Consider the following 20,488-nt stretch of genomic DNA (forward strand, 5'->3'; position numbering starts at 1 on the left):
CTACAAGTCCAAGCTCTTCCTGGCGGACTTCCTTCACACCTACAACCACCGCCTCCGCCACACCGCACTCGGCGGCTGACCCCCGATCAGCCGCGCGAACAACGCTGCAGGTCAATACAGCCAGGGCGTGTGAGTGCGTGCGGTGGCTGTTGTGGCGTAGTACTCCTGACGGGGTCCTCAGAATACGTCTGTTCTCACTTGGAGTTGATGCCCGCAGCTCGTCGAGGCGGAGCCAGAGGCCAGGGCGGCCCTTACGCCATCCCTGGCACGCGGCCGAAGCGGCCTGAGCGCGGTGGAGTACGCGGCAGTCAGCCCGGTGGCATCAGCGAGATCGGCCGGCAACCGTGCCCCGGCATGACCGGCCACCCCCGAACCATCGGCACTGACATGGACCCTGGGACGCAACCCGATACTCTGCACGTGGAAAGTGCCCTCCGCCTGGACCGACAGAACCCCTCAGCAAGGTTCATCGTCCCAGGTCAGGAAGGCACTTTCGCGTTTTCGCCCCACCAGCCGCCGTACCCGAGTGAAACGGCGAGGTCAGGTTCTGGTTCTTCTGGTCGACAGGGGTCGGGCGTTACGGCAGCAGCTTGGCGCCCGCCCAGTCGGCGTGGTCGCTGTTGATGCCGTCGCCCGCGTCGGTGACCTTCAGGACCAGGGACTTCACGCCCTTGATGCTGACGTCGATGGACTGGGCCGGGCTCGCCGGCGTCATCACCGCCGGGGTCTCGTACAACTTGGTGCCGTCGCCCCAGACTTCGAACCTGACGGTCGAGTTCGCGCTGACCTCGTCATCGACGCCCACGTCCGACTGGAACCGCGAGTAGGCGCCATTCAGGGTGTACGTGACGGTGCTGTTGGCGTGCGTGCCGATGCCCTTGGTGTACGCCGTGCCGTTCAGCCTGATCGGGTTTCCGTCGACGCTCCGGTCCTTGCGCAGGGTGCCGAAGTCGCTCCGGGCGTCGCTCCAGGTGAGATCACTCAGATCGACCGTCTGTCCGTTCCCGCTCGCGGTGGTGACGGAGACGGCGGTGCTGGCGCCGGAGGCGTTCTGGGCGGCGTCCACCGCCTTGACGGTGAACGAGTACGGCGTCGAGGCCGACAGCCCCGTGGCGGTGAAGCTCGTGCCCGCGGACGAGCCGACGAGCGTGGTGCCCCGGTAGATCTGGTAGCCGGTCACACCGACGTCGTCGGTCGAGGCCGTCCACTTCAGGTCCACGCTGTTCGAGGTCACGTTGCCCGCCGTCAGGCCGGTCGGCACGCTGGGGGCCGTGGTGTCGCCGACCGTGGTGCCGGTGCTCGCGGTCACGGACGCGCCGGCGGCCACCGGGACGGTCACGTAGGAGACCGTCTTGCCGTAGAGCGACTTGGTCTGCGGCGTCTGCGCGACACCGTTCACGGTGATCGTGGAGGGGGTTCCGTAGAACTGGGCCTCCCAGGTGACGGTGGCGCCGGAGTTGTTGGTCAGCGTGGAGGCCGTCGTACCGGTGTGCTTGAGCTTGAGGTCGTTGTCACCGACCTTGAGGTGGTCGATCTCCACCCACGGCGTCTCGGAGGTCAGCCGGGGGACGGTGGCCACCTTGTCGTGCGGGGCGTCCGGCTGAACACCCATCATGCCGTCGACGACGCTGCTGACCGCGAGGAACGAGACCTCCGGGTAGCTGTCGCGGCCGGCCATGAGCTTCTTGAGCCAGGCCCAGCCCTCCGCGGACCGGTTGTACTGGTAGTACATCTCCGGCAGGTAGGAGGTCGCCTCGACGTTCAGGTCGTCGTCGTTGGCGGCGATGAAGTCCAGGTAGCTGTTGGTCCTGGCGCCGTGGTCGCCCAGCCCGGTCAGCATCATCAGGAAGCTGGCCTCGTGGCCCCAGCTGCTGTAGCCCGTACCGGCCGCGTCCTTGCCGCGGATGTACCGGTTGTTCGACGCGTCCCACCACTTCGACTCGAAGTGGTCGCGCACCCGCTTGGCCCGGTCGGCCCACTTCGAGCTGTTGGCGGTGTCGCCCTTCGCCTTCAGGATCTCCGAGTAGGCCAGCATCGACTGGTACTGGTACCCGAGCGAGTCGGCCGCCGAGACCAGCTTCTCGTTCGGGAACTCGAAGTACGTCGCCGTGTACTCCCCGTCCTGCTTCTTCGAGACCGGCTGCTCACTGGACGGGTTCGCGTCGTTCCACACCACCTCGTGGTCGGTCAGGAACTTGCCCATCGTCGAGTCGTAGTACGCGGAGAGGGCCGGATCGTTGATCCAGTCCGCATTGCCCGTCCACTGGTACTGCTTGTACGCCTTGGCCATCACGTTGAACGGTGACGGCAGCTCCCGGAACCCGGTGCCGTCGATGTAGTACATGGCGCCGTGCGAGCTGTGTGCCCACAGCGGCCAGCCGTTCTGGCCCGGATCGTCGGCGTCGTCGGCGAAGGTCTTCAGCATGTTGAAGGTCTCGGTGTCCAGGCCGAGCGCGTGCGCGCCGTCGGACTGGTGGGAGATGTCCCGGTTGTAGAAGGACTCCCGGTTGGTGTAGGCGCCCCAGTAGCCGGGGGTCACCGAGGTGTGGGTGGAGTCCTTGAGGCGCCACCACTCCGGTTCGTGCCCCATCATCGGGTTGCCCGGGTAGAAGGTCATGCCAAGGGCCCGGTTCTTGCCCCAGTCGAAGCCGTCGTTCAGCGTCGCGTTCGGCGAGTTGATGGTCAGTGTGCTGGTCGGTGCACCGACATGGGCCTGGATCGTGATCCTGTCCACGCGCGGCACCTCGTCGGCGGAGGTGGCCGTCAGCTCGATGACGTCACCGGCCTTGAGCGCGACCTTGCTCGACGTCCGGGTGTCGATGTTCACCGGGTCGGTGTAGTCACGGCCGTAGCGCAGGGTCGTCGACCAGGAGTCCACCTGGGCGGAGTTCACGGTGAGCTTGTACGTCACCCCGTTCGCGGTCTTGCCGTTGTAGCGCGTGATGAGGTCGTACGTCCCGTCGGCGCCGTCGAAGGTCGTCCTGGCGGTGCTCGTCTGTCCCGACGCGCCTCGGGCGTAGGTGACGTTGTCGACCGACTTCCCGTTCCAGGTGTGGTCCACAGTCTCCGTCGCGAAGTTGGTCAGCGACATGTTCTCGACTTCGAGCACGTAGGGCCCTGCCGCCGACCCCGCCACCGCGGGTGGGGCGGGCAGGGCTGTCGCGGTGCCGACCGTTGCCAGTACGGCGGATAGTGCACAAGCCAATCGACGCATGCGTGATCGGTCCTTTCGAGTGGGGGGCGTTCCTCGTTCCGAGGACGGTCGACCTCAACCGCCCAGCCGTGGGGTGTGGAACGTGCCGGGGCGGAGCGCTACCGGCGGCTGCCGGCGGCTCCATCCGCTGCGCGTCATGTTGGAAGAAGTTGACCTGTGTTGCATATTGAGTACTTCACGGCGAAGCGCTGTCAATAGCTGCGACTGCATTGGCCGTTGCGCTTTCACTCCCGTGCAGACCTGGCACCCCATCCCGATCCCGATCGCGTCGGCCCGGATGATGTCGAGTCTCCGCAGGTCAGCGACGTGACGTGATCGGGCGGCGCCGAGTGGCCGAGGCAGGACGACCCCACCGGGAACGCCTCGCACGACCCGGACTCGATCGCCAGTTTGCAAAGGATGGCTGATGCTGGTTCAGGAAAGTTTCAATGCGATATTGCATGCCGCGACAAGCGTGAGTAGCGCCCTGGTCCGCAAGGCTCATCACCGCACACCCAGGAGCAGCCCCAGGCTGGCGCGTCAGGGCCGGTAGGGGCCCGGTTCCGGGCCGGCGCTGTGCCGAACTGGCCGGTGGGCCGCTGAACGGCCTGTTACTCGACATCACCGGCTGGACGCAGGAAGAGATCGACAGCAGTGTCACCTCGTGGGTGACGGGCTTGCTGTATCCGCTGCTGCCGCTGGGGGCAGCTGCACTGGCCGCCTGTTTCGCGGTGCGGTCGGTCCGCCGAGGACGGAGACCGGCTGCGTCAAGCGCGGGTGAACGGTGACGCGGGCAGAGACGAGGGCCCGAACGTGATAGTGCGGGTGATCGCCGGGTCGGCGGAGGCCGAACAGAAGCAGGCGCTCCGGGCCATTGATGATCCACCTCGACGGGAGAGGGCTACGGAGGCACGGCAGTACATTCCGCTGCCGACTTCGCGAAGGGCATCCGGCATCCGTGTCGAGTCCCGGATCGTGAAGTCCTGACACCCAGGCCCCACTCCTTCGGCTCAACGTCGGGGGTGGGGCTCCCTTGTGCCCGGACCCACGTCATGATGCGCGTCGTTCAGGTGGACAGATGCCCGGGCTGCGCCAGGCTTACCGAGATCCGACGGGAGTTGTGGCGCCGCAGGCACTGGGAGCCGCTCGGTATGAGCGGCCCGCCCGCCCCCGGTCGACACCCCATGGAGGGCGGGGGAGCATGAAGGGGCGGGCGTCTTCCGGCCTCCGGATTGCCGCCGGTGTGACTCCGGCGGCCGGAGTTCAGGATGGTGAGTGCCCGCCCGCCCCGCAGCGTCAGCGGTGATGAGCGCCGACGCCACTGCGGCCGGCTGTTCCACGCCTCTTTGATGGGAGCACCATCATGCATCTGCACCCTCGACGCGCCGTGGTTTCTCTGCTCGCGTCCTCACTCGCACTGTCCGGCGCGATCGTCTTCGCACCGACCGCCGGCGCAGTACCTGCTGCGAGCTGCACGGTCACGCCCGCGGCGAACGGGACGTTCGTCACCATCTCCGGTGAGGGCTTCACGGCTCCGCGAAACCTCAACGACGGTGAGTCCACCGAGCCCCTGAACGTGGACGCGAACGGAAACTTCTTGCTGAAGCGCTTCCAGAAGAACGTCGACTACACCGTTCTCGCCGTCAACGAGGACCAGAGCAACATCTTCGTGAACTGCAAGACGGCCCAGCCCGACACAGGGAAACTCCAGCCCGACACCGGGGCGGCCCAGCCCAGTTCCACCACGGGGATGAGCGACAGGAGCGAGCGAGTGCAGGGCCGCACAGCAGGAGGTCTGGCAGGCCGCGACGCGGCCGAGACGAGCTGCAGCGAGCGGCCCGTGCCGGACCGGAGCCAGAATCACACCGACGCCTACTGGGAAGCGTGGGTGCAGGCCGCGGATCGCGCCTTCGACAGGGCCTGCGCATAGGTTTGGCGTCGGTATGGCTCTGCAGCAGGCGGGGTAAGCGGCGGCAACGTGCAGATCGGTCCGCTCAGTTACCGCTACCGCCGGCGCCCTCCTCGGCGCCGACCTCCTGAAGACGGCGAGGCCGGCGCCGAGGAGTTCTCGTACTCCGTCTCGTCGCGGCGGGGCTCGACCCCGTTTCGGGTAGGGAGAGCTCAGTCGACCACGGAGCGTCAGACGGCTCGGCCCGTCCGGCATGACCGGACGGGCCGAGACGTTCCGCGTGTTCAGGGGTTCGCTGCCGTAGGCCGTTCGGGTGTCCGTCGACCAGGTGTCAATGCGGAGTAATCGGTCTCTCGTGCGAAAGGTCATACCAGAGCGGGACGGATGGCGGGCAAGTTCGACAACTGCCCGTCGCACCTGCGTGATTGGCGACTACCGTGTGTGTCCGGTGATCAACGGTGGGCTCATATCTTTCGAGCCTGCCCGACCGATGAACCCAGCCTGACCGACCACCGTAGGTGCCACCGCATGAACGCCGATTCCTGGTGCCCCACGTACCGAGGACACTGATGTCTCAACTTCGCGCACCCGAAACGCGACCGGAACGCCGAGAGGGCGGACGGCACGGCCGACCGGGTGCCCGTTCCCACTCGGCCACGGCCAGGCCGCGTGCCGCCCAGCCATCCCCCGAGGCGCGTATACGCCCCCAACTCCTGCGCACCGCGGTGCTGCCGACCGTCGCCGCCGTGCTGAGCGGAGCCGCAGCGGTCATCTTCACCGTCCGCTCCACCGGAGCCCGGCCGTCCACCGAACTGTGGACCGCACTGGGCGGGGCCGGTGCACTGGCCGTAGCCTCCGTGCTGGCCGCGTACTTGGCCGCCAACCGAGTCGCCACCACCGTCTTCGGCCGCTGCCTGGCGCTCCGCCGCGTCAGCGCACAGGGCCAGGCCGAACTTCAGCGGGTGGTGGAACAGCTCCGCAACGGCGAACCCGTGCCCGCACGCAGGCCCGCGCAGCCCGCCGCACCCGGCAGCGACGCCTTCGAGCTGCTCGCGCAGGAACTCGGCCGCCAGCAGGAAGTCGCCGTGGCCGCGGTCATGCAGGCGTCCCGGCTCTCCGACCACACCGGCGAGGACCAGAAAGTCGAGGTGTTCGTCAATCTCGCCCGCCGGCTGCAGTCGCTCGTACACCGCGAGATCCAGCTGCTCGACGAGCTGGAACACGAGGTCGAGGACCCGGATCTGCTCAAGGGTCTCTTCCACATCGACCATCTCGCCACGCGCATCCGCAGACATGCCGAGAACCTCGCCGTCCTCGGTGGCGCCGTCTCCCGGCGCCAGTGGAGCAATCCGGTCACCATGACGGAGGTGCTGCGCTCGGCGATCGCCGAGGTGGAGCAGTACCCGCGGGTCAAACTGGTACCGCCGATCGACGGCACGCTGCGCGGACACGCCGTGGCCGATGTGATCCATCTGCTGGCCGAACTCGTGGAGAACGCCACCGTGTTCTCCGCCCCGCACACCCAAGTGCTGCTCCGTGCCCAGCAGGTCACCGCCGGACTGGCCCTGGAGGTCGAGGACCGTGGCCTGGGCATGCCGGGCAACGAGCAGAAGCGGATGAACGCCCTGCTCTCCGACCCCGACCAGGTCAATGTGTCCCATCTCCTGCAGGACGGCCGGATCGGCCTGTTCGTCGTCGCGTCACTCGCCCGACGGCACGGCATCGCGGTCAGGCTGCAGAGCAACATCTATGGAGGCACGCAGGCCGTACTCGTCCTCCCGCAGTCCCTGCTGGGCGTGGAAGGGGACGCTCCGGCCGAGGCCGACGCGGCTCCGGTCCCGCCCCTGGGGCCCGTGCACCGTCCGCCGGCCGAGGACGACACCGGAAGCCACCGCAAGCCGAGCCCGAGTCTGAATCCCGGACCGGGCGCCGGTCCGGGCCCGTCACCGGCTCCGCAGGCGAGCGCCAACCGGCAGCCGTACGTACCCACTCAACCGCTCCGTCTGCATCAACCACCCCAGCAGGCGAGACGCGAGGGCGAAGCCCCACCGCTCCCGCTGCGCACCGAGCGCCTCGACCGCCCCACCCCGGCCGAGGCCCGCCCCGGAATCCGGCGCACGGACGAAACCACTACGGCGCTCCACTCCGAGCCCGGAGTCGTACGAGGCACCATGGGCAGGCCCCAACTCCCCAGGCGCGCCCAGCAGGAGCACCTGGTTCCGCAGCTCAGGGAGGCACCGGCCCCGCGCACCGAGGACGAACAAGCCCTGCACGACCCAGGACTCATGGCAGCCTTCCGGCGGGGCATCGAACTCGCGAAGGCTCGTGGCGAATCCGAGGCGGACACCGCACGATGCCCGGACACGAGCCTCGAAACGGCGGACCCGCAGACCTGGCAGGCCCAGAACCCGCCCGGACCGCTGCCGGTCCGCGGACTCGTCGCGACCTTCGCACCGCACCACCCGTCCCCGGCCCCGGATCCTTCCCTGGATCGGGACGCGGCCCCGGCCACCGACCCCCTCGAAGCGAATACCTCCAAGGAGTAGATGCACCATGGCGACCGATATGTCGTCCGGTCAGGTCTCGGACCTCGACTGGCTGCTGAGCGGACTGGTCCAGCGCGTGCCGTACACACGCAGCGCAGTCCTCCTCTCCGCCGACGGGCTGGTGAAATCCCTCGATGGCTTGGACGCCGACAGCGCCGACCACATGGCGGCGCTCGCAGCCGGCCTGTACTCGCTCGGCCGCAGTGCCGGCGCGCGCTTCGGCGACAGCGGCGACGTACGGCAGGTGGTGGTCGAGCTCGACTCGACGCTGCTGTTCGTCTCCACCGCCGGGTCGGGCACCTGTCTCGCCGTTCTCGCCGGCCGCGAGGCGGACGCGGCGGTGCTCGGCTACGAGATGACCATGCTGGTCAAGAGCGTCCGGTCCTATCTGATGACTCCGGCGAGACAAGTGGCCGGGACATCGAGCGCCACGGGGTTGTGAGGGTGTCGGTTCCGCAGGACGGGCCGTTGCTCGACGACGCGGCAGGCCGGCTCATCCGCCCGTACACCGTGAGCGACGGCCGTACCCGTCCGACGACCATGCTCGACCTGCTCTCCCTGGTGATGGCCACCGGGACCGAGCCGCAGATCCATCTCGGTCCCGAGCACTCCGTCGCGCTGGGGCTGTGCGGCGGCCCCACCTCGGTGGCCGAGATCGCCGCCCATCTGCGGCTGCCCGCAGTCGTCACCAAGGTGCTCGTCTCCGACCTGGTGGACTGCGGGGCCGTCACCGCGCACCCGCCCGCCTTCCATGACATGCCCACCGACCGATCTCTGCTGGAGGCAGTGCTCGATGGCTTACGACGACAGCTCTGACGGCTTCGGCAGCTCCGCCGCGTACGAGAACAGCGCAAGCTCCGAAGGCTTCGGAAGCCACGCAAGCCACGCAAGGCATGGCCACCCGCAAGGTTACGGCGACCCCCGCGGCGCCTATGACTCCGGCGACACCTATGGCTCCGGCGGCTGTCATGACGCCGGTGGGGCATCCGGAACCGGTGGAGCCCATGTCTTCGGTGGAGCCCATGACTCCGGTGGCTCCGAAGGCTTTCCCGTCGCGCTCAAAGTGCTGGTTGCAGGCGGGTTCGGCGTAGGCAAGACGACCTTCGTCGGCGCGGTCAGCGAAATCGCACCGCTGAGCACGGAAGAGCTGCTGACCCAGGTCAGCGCCGCCACCGACAGCCTCGACGGCATCGAGTCCAAGACCTCCACCACCGTGGCGATGGACTTCGGCCGCATCACGCTCGATGAGCAGCACGTGCTCTATCTGTTCGGCACCCCTGGCCAGGAGCGCTTCTGGTTCATGTGGGACGAACTCTCCCAGGGGGCGCTCGGAGCGGTAGTGATCGCGGACACCCGCAGGCTCGCGGAGTGCTTCGCCGCCGTCGACTTCTTCGAACGGCGCGGCATCGGATTCATCGTCGCGGTGAACGAGTTCGACGACGCCTACCGCTACGCGCCCGAGGAAGTACGGGCCGCGCTCGACCTGGGGCCGGACGTGCCGGTCGTGCTCTGCGACGCCCGGATCGCCAGCTCCGGCACCGGGGTACTGGTCACACTGGTCCAGCACCTGATCAACGCCACCTCCGCGCCGGCCCCGTTGTCCGGCTTCGGAGCACACCCGTGACCCCGCATGCCGGCGGCCGGATGCTGCTCACGCCTGTCGACCACGACGCCTTCGTCCGTACCCAGCGGCTGCGGACCCTTGGCCTCGGGGAACGCGCCGATGCCTCGTTCGACAACTTCGACGCCTTCGCCGACCGGGTGGCCGAAGTGACCGAAGTGCCCTTCTCGGTGGTCAACTTCATCGACGGCAACCGGCAGTTCTACGCCGGACTGCATACGCCGGCCGACACGCACAAGGGCTTCGACCTGGGCGCCACGGCCGCGGGCAGCGGACGCGGCGGCCGGTACGTGGCCCTCGACCGCGGCTATTGCCCGCATGTCGTCGTACGGCGCAAGGCGCTCGTCCTGGAGGACGTCTGCGACTACCCACGGTTCGCCGGAAATCCGGTAGTCGACGAAATAGGCATCCGCTCCTACCTCGGCGCGCCCCTCATCGATCGCACGGGCATCGCCCTGGGCGCCGTCTGCGCGGTCGACACAGTGCCCCGCCCGTGGGGCAGGGCAGGGCTCGACACGATCAAGTCCCTGGCGCAGGAACTCGTCGGCCACCTCCATCGGCGGGAGGACAACAGCATCGGGATCTGACCGGGCGGTCCCTGGCGGGCCGGTCCGCGAACGGGCTTCGACCGCGATCAGACCTTGACCACGACATGACCTCGACCGTCTTCAGACCTCGACCGTCGTACCGTCCAGGAACGTCAGCACCACCGAGTCCGCACCCGCTCGTACCCGCACCGAGTCGCGCAGCGCCTCCGGATGAACGGTGTCCCGGGAGAGGGCGACCAGCGATACATGGATGCTTCGCCCACCCGGGTGCGGTCGGCTGCGCAGATACGGGATCGCGGAACGCGGTCCGTACGCATTGGACTGGACGTCACGCGCCACAGCGGCCCCTTCGGCACCACCGTCCCAGCCGTACAGCGCGATCAGGGCGCTGGTCAGACCGTCGGCCGTACGGGCGAGCGCCCAGTCGGGACCCGAAAGGGCGAACGGGCTGTCCGCATGGGCGACCGCGTGACCGCCCTCCCGTACCACCGCACCCTCGGGCGCTTCGACCCGGTGCACCCGGATCTCCCACGGGCCGTGCAGCACACTCGTCGTCTCGATCCGGTACGGATGGCTGTCACCGGGCAGCCGGGCCGCGTACCAGGAGGCGGCGACGCGGTCCTCGCAGCGCAGCGGATGGATCCGGCGGCGCAGCGACGGCGTGCCGTCCGCAGCGACGAGTGCCAGATGGCCGTCGATGGAGCGTGTCACGGCGTGCGGGGCGGCTTCGGGGGCCGTCGTCGTCGAGTAGGCGAACTTCGCGTAGTGCGGATCGTCGGCGCCCTCGGACGGGTCGGCTGCCTCGTCGTACGGCGGATTGTGGTCGCTGCCGTGATTGATCAGCCGCACGATGCCGTCGTCGCGGGTGCCGTGAAGCAGCCAGCCGGGTGCGGGCAGCGCGGTGTACTGGTCGGACTCCTCGACGGGCAGTGGGAGTTCCCGTGCCGTCCACACCGGATGGTCCGCCGGGAGCAGCAGCCCGAGGAAGCCCTTGCTCGCCCAGTACGGTGAGGCGGGACCGGAGTACGGCTGGGTGCTCGGCAGGAACGTGTCGTACCAGCCGAGCGTCAGCAGCCCCCGCTCGTCCGGCACACCGCGCTCCGCGAAGTGCCGCATCGTGCCCGAGGCGAGCCGGCGAGTGAGCCCCGGCGCGAGCGGGGTGCAGTCGGCCAGCGCTCCCATCCACACCGGTGCGAGAGCGGCGAACCGGTACGTCAGTGAACGGCCCTGGTGGACCGGCGCACCGTCGGAGCCGAAGAAGTGCGGGTAGTCCTCCAGGAACCGGCTGAGCCGCTGCCGGTAGACCTCGGTCCTGCCCCCGTCGTCGGCGCCCGCGATCCGCGACCACAGCAGCGGGTACAGATGCATGGCCCAGCCGATGTAGTAGTCGAAGTTCCGGCCGTCGCCGTCGGTGTACCAGCCGTCACCGACGTACCAGTCCTCGATCCTGTCCAGATTGCTCTCGATGTCGGAGCGGTTGTACGGGGCGCCGACCGAGGCGAGGAACTGCTCGGACACCACCTGGAAGAGCCGCCAGTTGTTGTCCCAGGTACGCCCGCCGACGAACCCGGAGAACCAGTCGACGACCCGCTGCTGGACCCGGGCGTCCAGCCGGTCCCAGATCCACGGCCGGGTCTCGTGCAGTGCGACCGCGACCGACGCCGCCTCCACCATCTGCTGCGAACAGTCCGTCAGCCGCGGCCAGGACTCACCGCTCCGGGGGTCCGTGCCCGCGGCCAGGCCCGCCGTGTACCGCTCGATCAATGCGGGGTCGACCGCTCCGCCCGCGCCCGCGATCCGGCAGGCGGCGAGCAGGAACGACCGGGCAAATCCTTCGAGACCGTCCGAGACGACCCCCGACCAGCTGTTACGGCCGGGCAGGCGGTACTGCGCGAAGCCGGGTGTCGCGTACGGCACCAGCGCGTCCAGCATCCGGTCGGCCATCGCCTCCCAGTGGGCCCGGGTCCAGCCGGTACGGGAGGACAGGATCCGGTCGGGCGGCGGCAGTTGCAGATGCGGTGCGACGGACATGGTGGTGCTGCTCCTCGGAGGGGGTGCGAAGGGGTGGACTACCGGCTGAGTTCGGCTCGGTGGGTGTGGCCGCGCGAGCCGCCGACGGCGACGGTGAGTACGGGCCTGCGGCCCGGGACGAGGCTCACCGTGTCATCGGCGTTCACCACCGACCGTACGTGGAAGGGAAGCTCGACCGAGAGTGTGGTGAGCGTCCGGCCCGGGTCGGCGACCGCGACGCAGACGTGTCCGCCCCGGTGCTGCACGAGCACCGACGCCGGACCGGAGGCCGTGATCCCGGCCACGCTCCCGGCGCCCCAGAAGTTCACCGCCGTCAGTCCCGCCCGGCGCACCTCCACGGCCTGCGCGGTGGCGTCGTTGGCGACGACCCGGACCGGCCGGGAGTGCGACCAGACCGCGGTCGCCGCCGCCGATGCGCCGGGCAGCAGCACATAGGCGTACCGGGCGTCGGTGGGGGAGATTCCGTGATCGACCCGGAGCGTGAGATAGCGGCGGGTGACCGGATCGGTGCTGCCGCCCGTGTCCGCCCCGGTGTCGATGGCCCGCCAGGTTCCGGTGCGCTGCTCCCGCAGGGCGTGCAGGGCGGTCCCCTCGGGGAAGACATAGCCGCCCACGCCGTCGATGTGTGCCCACCGTGCTCGGCCGAAGTCCTGGGCCCAGCCCTGGTCGACGGGCTGACGGATGCCGTCGACCAGCAGCCGGTTACTGCCGTCCGTACCGAGGTTGCGGTTCTCGACGATCGTCTCCACCGGCCGGCCGTCGCTCGCGGTGATGCCCGAGCCGAGCGCGATCACCGCGTTGTCCAGCAGGAACCAGGATTTCTTCGCCCGCAGGGTGGTGCCCTGGGCGCCGATCACCTCCATCGCGGCGGCCCCGTACCGGCCGTCCAGCACGGCCCCGCCCGCGACGGCGTTCGTCGGACGGTAGGTGGACGTACCGGCGCCCGTGCCGAGATCGGTCCGCTGCCGGGTGTCGACCGTGGTGCCGGGGAGCCGGTACGGATCGACGGTGGGCCAGAAGCCGTCGTTGAACTGCCCCAGGTCGTCGCCGTCGTACAGATACGTCATGCCGTCGCCGGTGTACCAGCCGTGCAGATTCTCGCCGTTGCCCGCCTCGTACGCCGAGATCCGTTTCGACGAGAGCGACAGCGCGCAGGCCCAGCCGGGACGGCGGTGCACGACGCGGTCCATGTCGGCGAAGACGAAGCTGCCGGTCGTACGAGCCTCCGCCTTCACGGTCCGGTCGTTCAGGACGGCTTTCGCCAGGGCGAGCTGGGGAAGCGTCGCGAGAGCCGTGAAGGGAGTGGTGCGATTACGGGTCAGCCAGCCCTTGACCAGCGCCCGCCAGCGCCCCGCGTACTCGGCGGGTGCGCCGGTCGCGAGGAGCAGGATCGCGGCGACGGCCGTCGCACCGTCGCGGTGGTCCCCGGCGCGTTCCCGGGAGATCGCCCGGCCGCGCACCGAGTCCATCATCAGCCCGTCGAAGATCACCGGGGCGAAGGTCCGCTCGACGGCCTCGTACATCACCGACACCTTCGGGTCGGCGACCGCCCACTCGGAGCCCGCCAGCAGCGCCAGCAGATAGGCCGTGCCGCCCAGCAGCACGATGCCGTACGAACCGGTGTACGCGACCACGTCGTGCTGGACGAACGAGCCGTCCTCGTAGAAACCGTCACCCGAACTCGAATAACGGAAAAGGCTGTTGCGGCCCGAGTCGCGAACGTCGGAGAGCGCGTCACGGGCGGAGGAGAGTTTGCCGGCGTCCTGCCCCAGCAGTCCGCGCAGCGCCACGATGACGGCCTTGTCGGTGCGGTTCGCGCCGGTCTCCGCGAGCGAGGGGGAGTTGGTACGACGGTCCGCGTCCGGGCAGAACCGGTCGACGACCGACAGATAGTCCGTCAGATCGGCTGCGGGAAGCCGGTCGCGGAGGATGACGGAGCAGTCCATCAGGGCACGTGGGGCGCCGATCTCCCAGAACCACCAGTTGCCGGTCTCGCGCTTGGCCGGGTTGTACGCGGTGTCGTACGTGAAGCGCAGCGCGGCGACGAGGGCGTCCGCCACCTCCGTGCTCCCGGCGAGAGAGGTGCCCTCGGTCGCCCAGGCGACCGCGATCGTGCGCAGCCGGGTGTAGCTCTGACCGAAGTTGCCCGGGTCGGTGAGCGGTGCGAGGCCGGGCCAGAGCGCGGTCCGTCCGGCGCTGCGGTCGAGGGCGTCCCAGAGTCCCTCGGCTGTGGTGGACAGGGCCGCGAGCGCCGCTGTGAAGTCGGTGTCGGCCGGGTCGAACTCGCCGCCGGTGAGCAGCGTTTCGGCCCGCCGGAGGAGGGTGTCGAAGTCGGCGGTCGCCGCGGCTTCGGTGGATGCGGCCGCGATGGGCCGCGCGTGCGCGGCGCCGGCCGACGTCATGAGCGTCGTCGCGGCCGTGACGGCCGTGGCGCTGCTCGCCGCGAGAAGGGTTCTTCTGCTGAGGTTCACAGTGGCTCCTTGTCGCCGGTGGTCAGTCCGACAGCGTGGACGGGTCGACGGAGGGCTTCGGCAGGTTCAGCGCGGCCAGCTCAGCCCTGCCGGTGGCGTCGATCGGGAACGCCCACGTGTTCACGAAGAAGTCCGTGAGGTCGTAGCCGGCGACACGGCTGGAGTAGGTGGCAAGGGCCCGGTAGCGCTTGTCGTTCTCCGTGTACTGGGACTGCGGGTTCTCCTCGCGCACCAGCTTGTGCAGCCGGGGCCAGAAGTCGTCGCCGAAGGCCAGCTCCAGCTGGCGCAGCGGGACGAGCTTCTCGTACGCGCCGAAGGACTTCTCGTAACTCAGCCCCGCCGTGCCGAACTTGCGCTGTGCGGACTGGAAGTAGGTGAGTCCCGTCATCGCGTCGACCGTGAGGAGGTTGGACGGCTGCTTCAGCGTGCGCTGGGCGGCCAGCGAGTAGATGTTGACCGTGACCTCGGTCAGGCCGCCGGGCTTGTAGGCGAACTGCTGGTGCAGATGACCGAGTTCGTGGTAGAGCCCCCAGCCGCGGGTCCGCAGCCCCTCGACGGTCGTGGCCCGGTCGAGGTAGGCCCGCGGGAAGCCGTTGTAGCCGTGCGTGGCGTAGGCACCGACACCGGTCGGGACCTTGCTGACCTCGGTGAAGTGATACGGACCCGCCTTGCGCCGGTGCACCGGCTTCGAACCGTCGAGGCCGCTGATCCGGGCATGCGAGTCGGTGATCGTCTCGACCAGCCCGAGCAGTGCGGCATGGTCCTCGCCGCGGTACAGCAGCGCGCCCTCGCGGGTGAGCGTCATGATCGTGTGCGGCGCGTGGAGTTCGACGTACGGCGACGCGGTGAGCGTGTCCAGCTGCTGCTGGTAGTCGGCCTCCGAGGTGCGGCCCAGGGTGAAGACGGGCATGGGGACGGCGCCGGAGCGGACCAGCACACCGGCCCGCTCGCCACGGCCCGTCAAGGTGAGATAGACCGGGCCGCCGTGCGGGTCCGTCACAGTGTTCGCACCGGCGGTCAGCGGATAGCTGCGGGGCTCGGTGATCTCGCCGTAGTAGTCCCAGGCGCCGATCCAGAGGGTGGGCAGCAGATCGTCGTACGGCTGGACGGTGAGGGAGAGGGGCGCGTCGGCCGGGACGTACAGGCCGGTGGGCTGGAACTCCGAGCCGCGCAGGGCCTGTCCGAGCCGCAGCCGCTCGGCCTCGGCGGCGGGCCGGGCGGTCACGGTCAGGTGGACCGGGCGGGCCCCTCGCGAGACGGAGGTGTCGGCCGTGGCCCGGGCCGTGCCGGCGCCCAGGGCGATCGCCGCTCCGGCTCCGGCCGCGGCGGCGAGAACGGAGCGCCGGCCGACGAGGGAGGAAGCGGAGGAAGGGGCGGTGGAGGGGCCGGCGGAGTCTGTGGGCATACGCATGCGGAACTCTCCCTGCAGAAACGAGTGAGGGGCGGAGGCGTGCGGAACGGGTATTACTCGGCGCCAGCATGTAAGCGGTTGCTATTGAGCCGCAAGAGGAGTCAGGAAGTTACTGTGATTTTCTATGGCCAACTGTGGACAGGGAGGAAGTAACCGGTCACATCCGGGAGGGCCGGCCGGGCCTTGGCGCAACGGAATCGCGTACCACGATGTGGGTGCCCAGCCGCAGCGCACCCGTGGTCGGCTCGCGCCAGTCGTCCTCGTCCCCACCGGTGAGCGCCAGTCGTACCGCCTGGCGCCCCATCTCCTCCAGCGGCACATGGACGGTGGTCAGCCGCGGCCGCAGCTCCTGGGCCACCGGAATGTCGTCGTACCCCACCAGGGACACGTCCTTCGGCACCCGGACCCCGCCCTCCTCCAGGGCCTGCGCCGCGCCTGCCGCCACCATGTCGTTGGCAGCGAAGACGGCGGTGAAGTCCGGTCCCTGCCGCAGCAGTTCGGCCATCCGCCGGTACCCGAAGTTACGGCTGAAGGCGCCGGGCCGGACCAGGTCGGGGTCCGGGGCGATGCCGCGCAGCTCAAGGGCCCGCTGGAACCCGGCCAGCCGGTCGCGGGTGGTGGAGAGCTTGGGCGGGCCGCCGAGGTAGAGGATCCGCTCGTGCCCCTGCATCAGCAGATGGTCGGTGATGGCGAAGGCGCCGCCCTCGTTGTCGTACTCGACCGCGACGGTCGGGGCCTGCTCGCCCAACGGCGGCCTGCCGCACAGCACCAGCTTCGATCCGCCCGCGTCCAGCTCGCGCGCCCTGCGGGCCAGCTCGGTGGTGTAGCCGCGGTCCGCGAGGGAGCCGCCGACCACGACCACCGCGTCCGCCCTGCGCTCATGCATCAGATCGATGAAGGCCAGCTCGCGCTGCGGGTCGCCCTGGGTGCAGCAGACCAGGCAGAGCCGTCCGCCGAGTGCCGCCTCCCGCTCAACGCCGCGCGCGATGTACGCGTAGAACGGGTCGATGACCTCGTTGACGATGATGCCGACGGTGCGGTTGGAGACGCCGGCCAGCGCACGGGCATGGGCGTTGACGACATAGCCGAGCTCGCGCATCGCGGACTCGACGCGCTCCCGGGTCGCCTTGGCGACCGGGTAGTTGCGGTTCAGTACGCGGGAGACCGTGGCCGTCGAGACGCCCGCGCGCCGTGCGACATCGGTGACCGTCGCGCGCCGTTGTCCGTCCGCGGCTGTGCTCTGCCGGCGCATCCGGCTCACCCCCTGGTGGCTGTTGTGTGACGCCGAGCCTAGTGCCCCTCCCGGCAAGCTCTGCCCCGTCGCGCCGCCCATCACGCACGCTCGCGGCGTTGGCCAAAAGCCCTGGTAGCTCCGCTACAAGGGCTTCCGGCAGCCTTGCGATCGCGCGCACTGGACGACGCTCCTTCCGGGCAGACATTGCCGGTCACGGCACTGGCCTGTGCCGGGACGGAGCTCATGCGATCCTCCCCAGGTCGGCCCGGTGCACCGGGTGGTCGAACGGTGTGCCCTGCGCGTACCGCGCCAGCTCGTCCACTGCGAGCGCACCGAGCCGTCCCACCTCGTTGCCCTGGGCGCCCGCGAGATGCGGGGTGAGGAAGACGTTCGGCAGGTCCCACAGCGGGTGGCCGTCCGGCAGCGGCTCGGGCGATGTCACATCGAGGACGGCGTCCAGCCGCCCGCTGACCAGGTGCCCGGTCAGTGCCTCGGTGTCCACCAGGGGGCCGCGGGCCGTGTTGACGAGCAGGGTGCCGGGCCGCATCAGGCCGATCCGCCTGGCGTCGATGATCCCGCGGGTCTCCGGTGTGTCGGGGGCATGGACGCTCACCACGTCGCTGGTCGCCACCAGGGTGTCCAGGTCGGTCGGGGTGACACCGAGCAGTTCCGCCTGGGCCGCACTGACATACGGGTCGTACAGCAGTACCTCGGCATCGAGGACCCGGAGCAGTTCGATGACCCGGCGGCCGATCCGGGACGCCCCGACGATGCCGATGGTCAGGCCGTGCGTGCCGAGCCAGTGCTGGCGGTCGAGGTCGGCGCCGGTGCGGTGGGTGCGCCGGGTGCGGAAGAGTCCGGCCAGCGGAAAGACGCGTTTGGCGCCCATGATGATCGCCGCCAGGGTGAACTCGGCGACCGGTACGGCATTGGCGGCGGCGGCCGAGGAGACGGCGATCCCGCGGTCGAACGCGGCCGGGGACAGAAACGTTTTCACCGTGCCGGCCGCATGGATCACGGCGCGCAGCGCGGGTGCGCGGTCCAGCAGCGCGGCGTCGACGGGCGGGCAGCCCCAGCCGGTGAGCAGGACCTCGGCCGCATTCAGCGCCGCGGAGGCGTCCGGGGAGTCGAAGTCGCTGATCACGGACGGGCTGAGGAGGTCGGCGGTCTCCTCGAGACGCGCCCGCACCGGTGGCGGAAAGACGTCGTCGAGCAGTCCGGGGTTCATGGCCAGGACCGTGCGCGGCCGTCGCGGGGGCGGTGCCGCAGCATCGCTACCGGAATGAGCCGGTGCCTCTTCGGTGGTTCGCACCCTGCCTCCGGATAGTAATCGCGTTCTATGGAATGACCGGAACGCTAAGGAGCGCGACAGTCGGCCGTCAAGCTCGCAGCCGCCCCAACTGTCCACTTGGGAAGTATTTTTGTTGATTCGTTGAGCTGGATTTGATGGTGGAGGCATCGTGTCTCAACGACATTTGCCCGGATCTCTTGACGCTTGGGTTAACCGCTTACTAACTTGCGGCCCCAGAAGGCTCACCATGCGCCACCCAGCCGAACAGGACGCACCATGGCTGAAACAGCACCCCCGTTGCCGCGGGAGAAGCGGCGGCAGAAGGCTGAAATACCCTCCCCGCCCGCTGCCCAGGCCCTCGTCGCACAGCACCGGCTGACGCTCTGGCAGCGGATCAAGCGGGACCGGGTGATGCTGCTGCTCACCCTGCCCGGACTGCTGTATTTTGTCGTTTTCCACTACGTACCGCTGCTTGGCTATGTGGTGGCGTTCCAGGACTACCAGCCGTATCTCGGCTACATGCACAGCGTCTGGGTGGGGTTCGCCAACTTCTCCGCGGCGTTCGGTGAGCCGGCCTTCTGGTCCGCGACGTTCAACACCCTGGAGATCGCCCTCGTCCAGCTGGTGTTCTTCTTCCCGATCCCGGTCGCCCTGGCCCTGCTGCTCAACAGCATCGCCAGCGACCGCATCAGGCGCTTCGTGCAGAGCGTGGTCTATCTGCCGCACTTCATCGGCTGGGTCATCATCGTCTCGATCTTCCAGCAGATACTGGGCGGCGCCGGGCTCCTGCCCGACGTACTCGGCGGGCTGGGGCTGCCGCGCTACGACATGATGAGCGACCCCGACGCCTTCCCCTGGCTCCTGACCCTCCAGGTGGCCTGGAAGGACGCCGGCTGGGGCACGATCATCATCCTCGCCGCGCTGCTGAACATCGACAGACAGCAGTACGAGGCCGCCGCGATCGACGGCGCGGGCCCGCGACGCCGCCTCTGGCACGTGACCCTGCCGGGCATCGCCCCCGTACTCATCCTGCTGCTGATCCTCAACCTCGGGCAGATCCTCTCCGTCGGCTTCGAGCAGATCCTGCTCCAGCGCGACGCGGTCGGCCCGGACGCCGGTGAGGTCCTCGACACCTACGTCTACTACCACGGCATCAAGGACAACGACTGGGGCGTCGCCGCCGCCGTCGGACTCGTCAAGGCGGTCATCGGCACCGCACTCGTCCTGGGCGCGAACAAGTTCGCCCACCGACTCGGCCACGAAGGGGTGTACCGCGGTGCTGACCGCTGAGAAATCGCGCGCCACATCGGAATCCACCGCGCCGGCGCCCCGGCCCGCCACCGCCCGGAAGTCCGACGGCCGGCCCCCGTGGATGGAGCGGCCGACCCGCATCGGGCAGACCGCCAAGGCGATCGCCATCGTCGTGGTCGTGCTCGCCGTCGCCTACCCGCTGGTCGGCGTCATCGGCACGAGCTTCGCCTCGCAGACCGACATCATCAAGAGCTCCGGCCTCGTCCTGTGGCCGGACCACCCCACCCTGGACGCCTACCGCACCATCTTCACCGGCGGAGTCGTCACCCGGGCGCTGGTCGTCTCCGTCGGCATCACCGTATTCGGCACCCTCGCCAGCCTGCTCGTCACCGTCGGCATGGCGTACGGACTCTCCCGCCGCGATGTCACGGGCTCCCGCTTCATCCTGATGACGGCCCTGTTCACGATGCTCTTCAACGCGGGCATCATCCCGAACTTCCTGCTGGTCAAGGGACTCGGCCTGTACGACACCTACGCGGCGCTCGTCATGCCCACCCTGGTCAGCGCCTTCAACCTCGTCGTCCTGCGGTCCTTCTTCATGAACCTGCCGGAGGAGCTGTACGACGCCGCGAAGGTCGACGGCGCCGGAGACTTCCGCATCCTGGTGCGGATCGTCCTGCCGCTGTCCAAGGCCGTCCTCGCCGTGATCAGCCTCTTCTACGCGGTGACGTACTGGAACGCCTTCTTCAACTCGCTCCTGTACCTCAACGACTCCGACAAGTGGCCCCTGCCGATGGTGCTGCGCACCTATGTCCTGCAGGGCCAGAGCCTGAACGCCGCCTCGGCCGGCGAGGTGCTCGCCCCGCAGCAGGCCGTACAGATGGCGGTCCTGGTGATCGCCGTCGTACCGATCCTCTGTGTCTATCCGTTCCTCCAGCGCTACTTCACCAAGGGCGTGCTCACAGGCGCCATCAAGGGCTGA

The 20,488-nt window shown here is 69.2% G+C and carries 14 protein-coding genes and 1 pseudogene; 8 read left to right on the forward strand and 7 right to left on the reverse strand.

What is annotated here, in order from left to right:
* Positions 1-267: 267 nt before the first annotated feature.
* Together ACZ7IB_RS13235 and ACZ7IB_RS13240 are read right to left on the reverse strand one after the other, a co-directional pair.
* A pseudogene (locus ACZ7IB_RS13235) lies at positions 268-450 on the reverse strand (IS1380 family transposase); the annotation flags it as partial.
* Between the two features lie 127 nt (positions 451-577).
* Complete coding sequence (locus ACZ7IB_RS13240; RefSeq protein ID WP_470912270.1) at positions 578-3,214, reverse strand: NPCBM/NEW2 domain-containing protein; 2,637 nt, start codon at positions 3,212-3,214, stop codon at positions 578-580.
* A 1,342-nt stretch (positions 3,215-4,556) separates the two neighbouring features.
* Between ACZ7IB_RS13240 and ACZ7IB_RS13245 the strand changes: the two genes are divergently transcribed.
* The 6 genes from ACZ7IB_RS13245 to ACZ7IB_RS13270 all read left to right on the forward strand — a co-directional run bounded on the left by ACZ7IB_RS13245 (position 4,557) and on the right by ACZ7IB_RS13270 (position 9,856).
* Positions 4,557-5,123 (forward strand): hypothetical protein, encoded by a 567-nt coding sequence (locus tag ACZ7IB_RS13245; protein ID WP_470912272.1) that lies wholly within the window; start codon positions 4,557-4,559, stop codon positions 5,121-5,123.
* Between the two features lie 548 nt (positions 5,124-5,671).
* Positions 5,672-7,648 carry a sensor histidine kinase gene (locus ACZ7IB_RS13250; protein WP_470912274.1) on the forward strand — a complete coding sequence of 659 codons (1,977 nt, stop codon included), beginning with the start codon at positions 5,672-5,674 and terminating at the stop codon, positions 7,646-7,648.
* 7 nt (positions 7,649-7,655) lie between these two features.
* A complete protein-coding gene (locus tag ACZ7IB_RS13255; RefSeq protein WP_470912276.1) occupies positions 7,656-8,090 on the forward strand; it encodes a roadblock/LC7 domain-containing protein in 435 nt (144 codons plus the stop codon).
* Between the two features lie 2 nt (positions 8,091-8,092).
* On the forward strand, positions 8,093-8,464 hold the full coding sequence (locus ACZ7IB_RS13260) for a DUF742 domain-containing protein (RefSeq protein ID WP_470912278.1): 372 nt from the start codon (positions 8,093-8,095) through the stop codon (positions 8,462-8,464).
* Positions 8,465-8,711: 247 nt separating this feature from the next.
* Positions 8,712-9,272, forward strand: coding sequence for a GTP-binding protein (locus ACZ7IB_RS13265; protein ID WP_470912488.1), 561 nt, complete (start codon positions 8,712-8,714; stop codon positions 9,270-9,272).
* On the forward strand, positions 9,269-9,856 hold the full coding sequence (locus tag ACZ7IB_RS13270) for a GAF domain-containing protein (RefSeq protein WP_470912280.1): 588 nt from the start codon (positions 9,269-9,271) through the stop codon (positions 9,854-9,856). The genes ACZ7IB_RS13265 and ACZ7IB_RS13270 overlap by 4 nt, the downstream gene beginning before the upstream one ends.
* 81 nt (positions 9,857-9,937) lie before the next feature.
* On the opposite strand, the gene ACZ7IB_RS13275 is transcribed toward ACZ7IB_RS13270, so the two are convergent.
* The 5 genes from ACZ7IB_RS13275 to ACZ7IB_RS13295 all read right to left on the reverse strand — a co-directional run bounded on the left by ACZ7IB_RS13275 (position 9,938) and on the right by ACZ7IB_RS13295 (position 18,192).
* Positions 9,938-11,848: a DUF2264 domain-containing protein gene (locus tag ACZ7IB_RS13275; RefSeq protein WP_470912282.1), complete on the reverse strand. Its 1,911-nt coding sequence runs from the start codon at positions 11,846-11,848 to the stop codon at positions 9,938-9,940.
* Positions 11,849-11,886: 38 nt separating this feature from the next.
* The gene (locus tag ACZ7IB_RS13280) at positions 11,887-14,319 is read right to left on the reverse strand and encodes a polysaccharide lyase 8 family protein (protein WP_470912286.1); all 2,433 of its coding nucleotides are present in this window, start codon (positions 14,317-14,319) and stop codon (positions 11,887-11,889) included.
* A gap of 22 nt (positions 14,320-14,341) precedes the next feature.
* Positions 14,342-15,724, reverse strand: coding sequence for a M60 family metallopeptidase (locus ACZ7IB_RS13285; RefSeq protein WP_470912490.1), 1,383 nt, complete (start codon positions 15,722-15,724; stop codon positions 14,342-14,344).
* 163 nt (positions 15,725-15,887) lie between these two features.
* Complete coding sequence (locus tag ACZ7IB_RS13290) at positions 15,888-16,982, reverse strand: LacI family DNA-binding transcriptional regulator (RefSeq protein ID WP_470912288.1); 1,095 nt, start codon at positions 16,980-16,982, stop codon at positions 15,888-15,890.
* A 223-nt stretch (positions 16,983-17,205) separates the two neighbouring features.
* A complete protein-coding gene (locus ACZ7IB_RS13295; protein WP_470912290.1) occupies positions 17,206-18,192 on the reverse strand; it encodes a hydroxyacid dehydrogenase in 987 nt (328 codons plus the stop codon).
* Positions 18,193-18,531: 339 nt separating this feature from the next.
* Here ACZ7IB_RS13295 and ACZ7IB_RS13300 point away from each other — a divergent pair, with 339 nt between their 5' ends.
* Both ACZ7IB_RS13300 and ACZ7IB_RS13305 read left to right on the forward strand, forming a co-directional pair.
* On the forward strand, positions 18,532-19,545 hold the full coding sequence (locus ACZ7IB_RS13300) for an ABC transporter permease (protein WP_470912292.1): 1,014 nt from the start codon (positions 18,532-18,534) through the stop codon (positions 19,543-19,545).
* An 82-nt stretch (positions 19,546-19,627) separates the two neighbouring features.
* Positions 19,628-20,488, forward strand: coding sequence for a carbohydrate ABC transporter permease (locus tag ACZ7IB_RS13305; protein WP_470912491.1), 861 nt, complete (start codon positions 19,628-19,630; stop codon positions 20,486-20,488).

Source organism: Streptomyces sp. NPDC037301 (assembly GCF_055602785.1).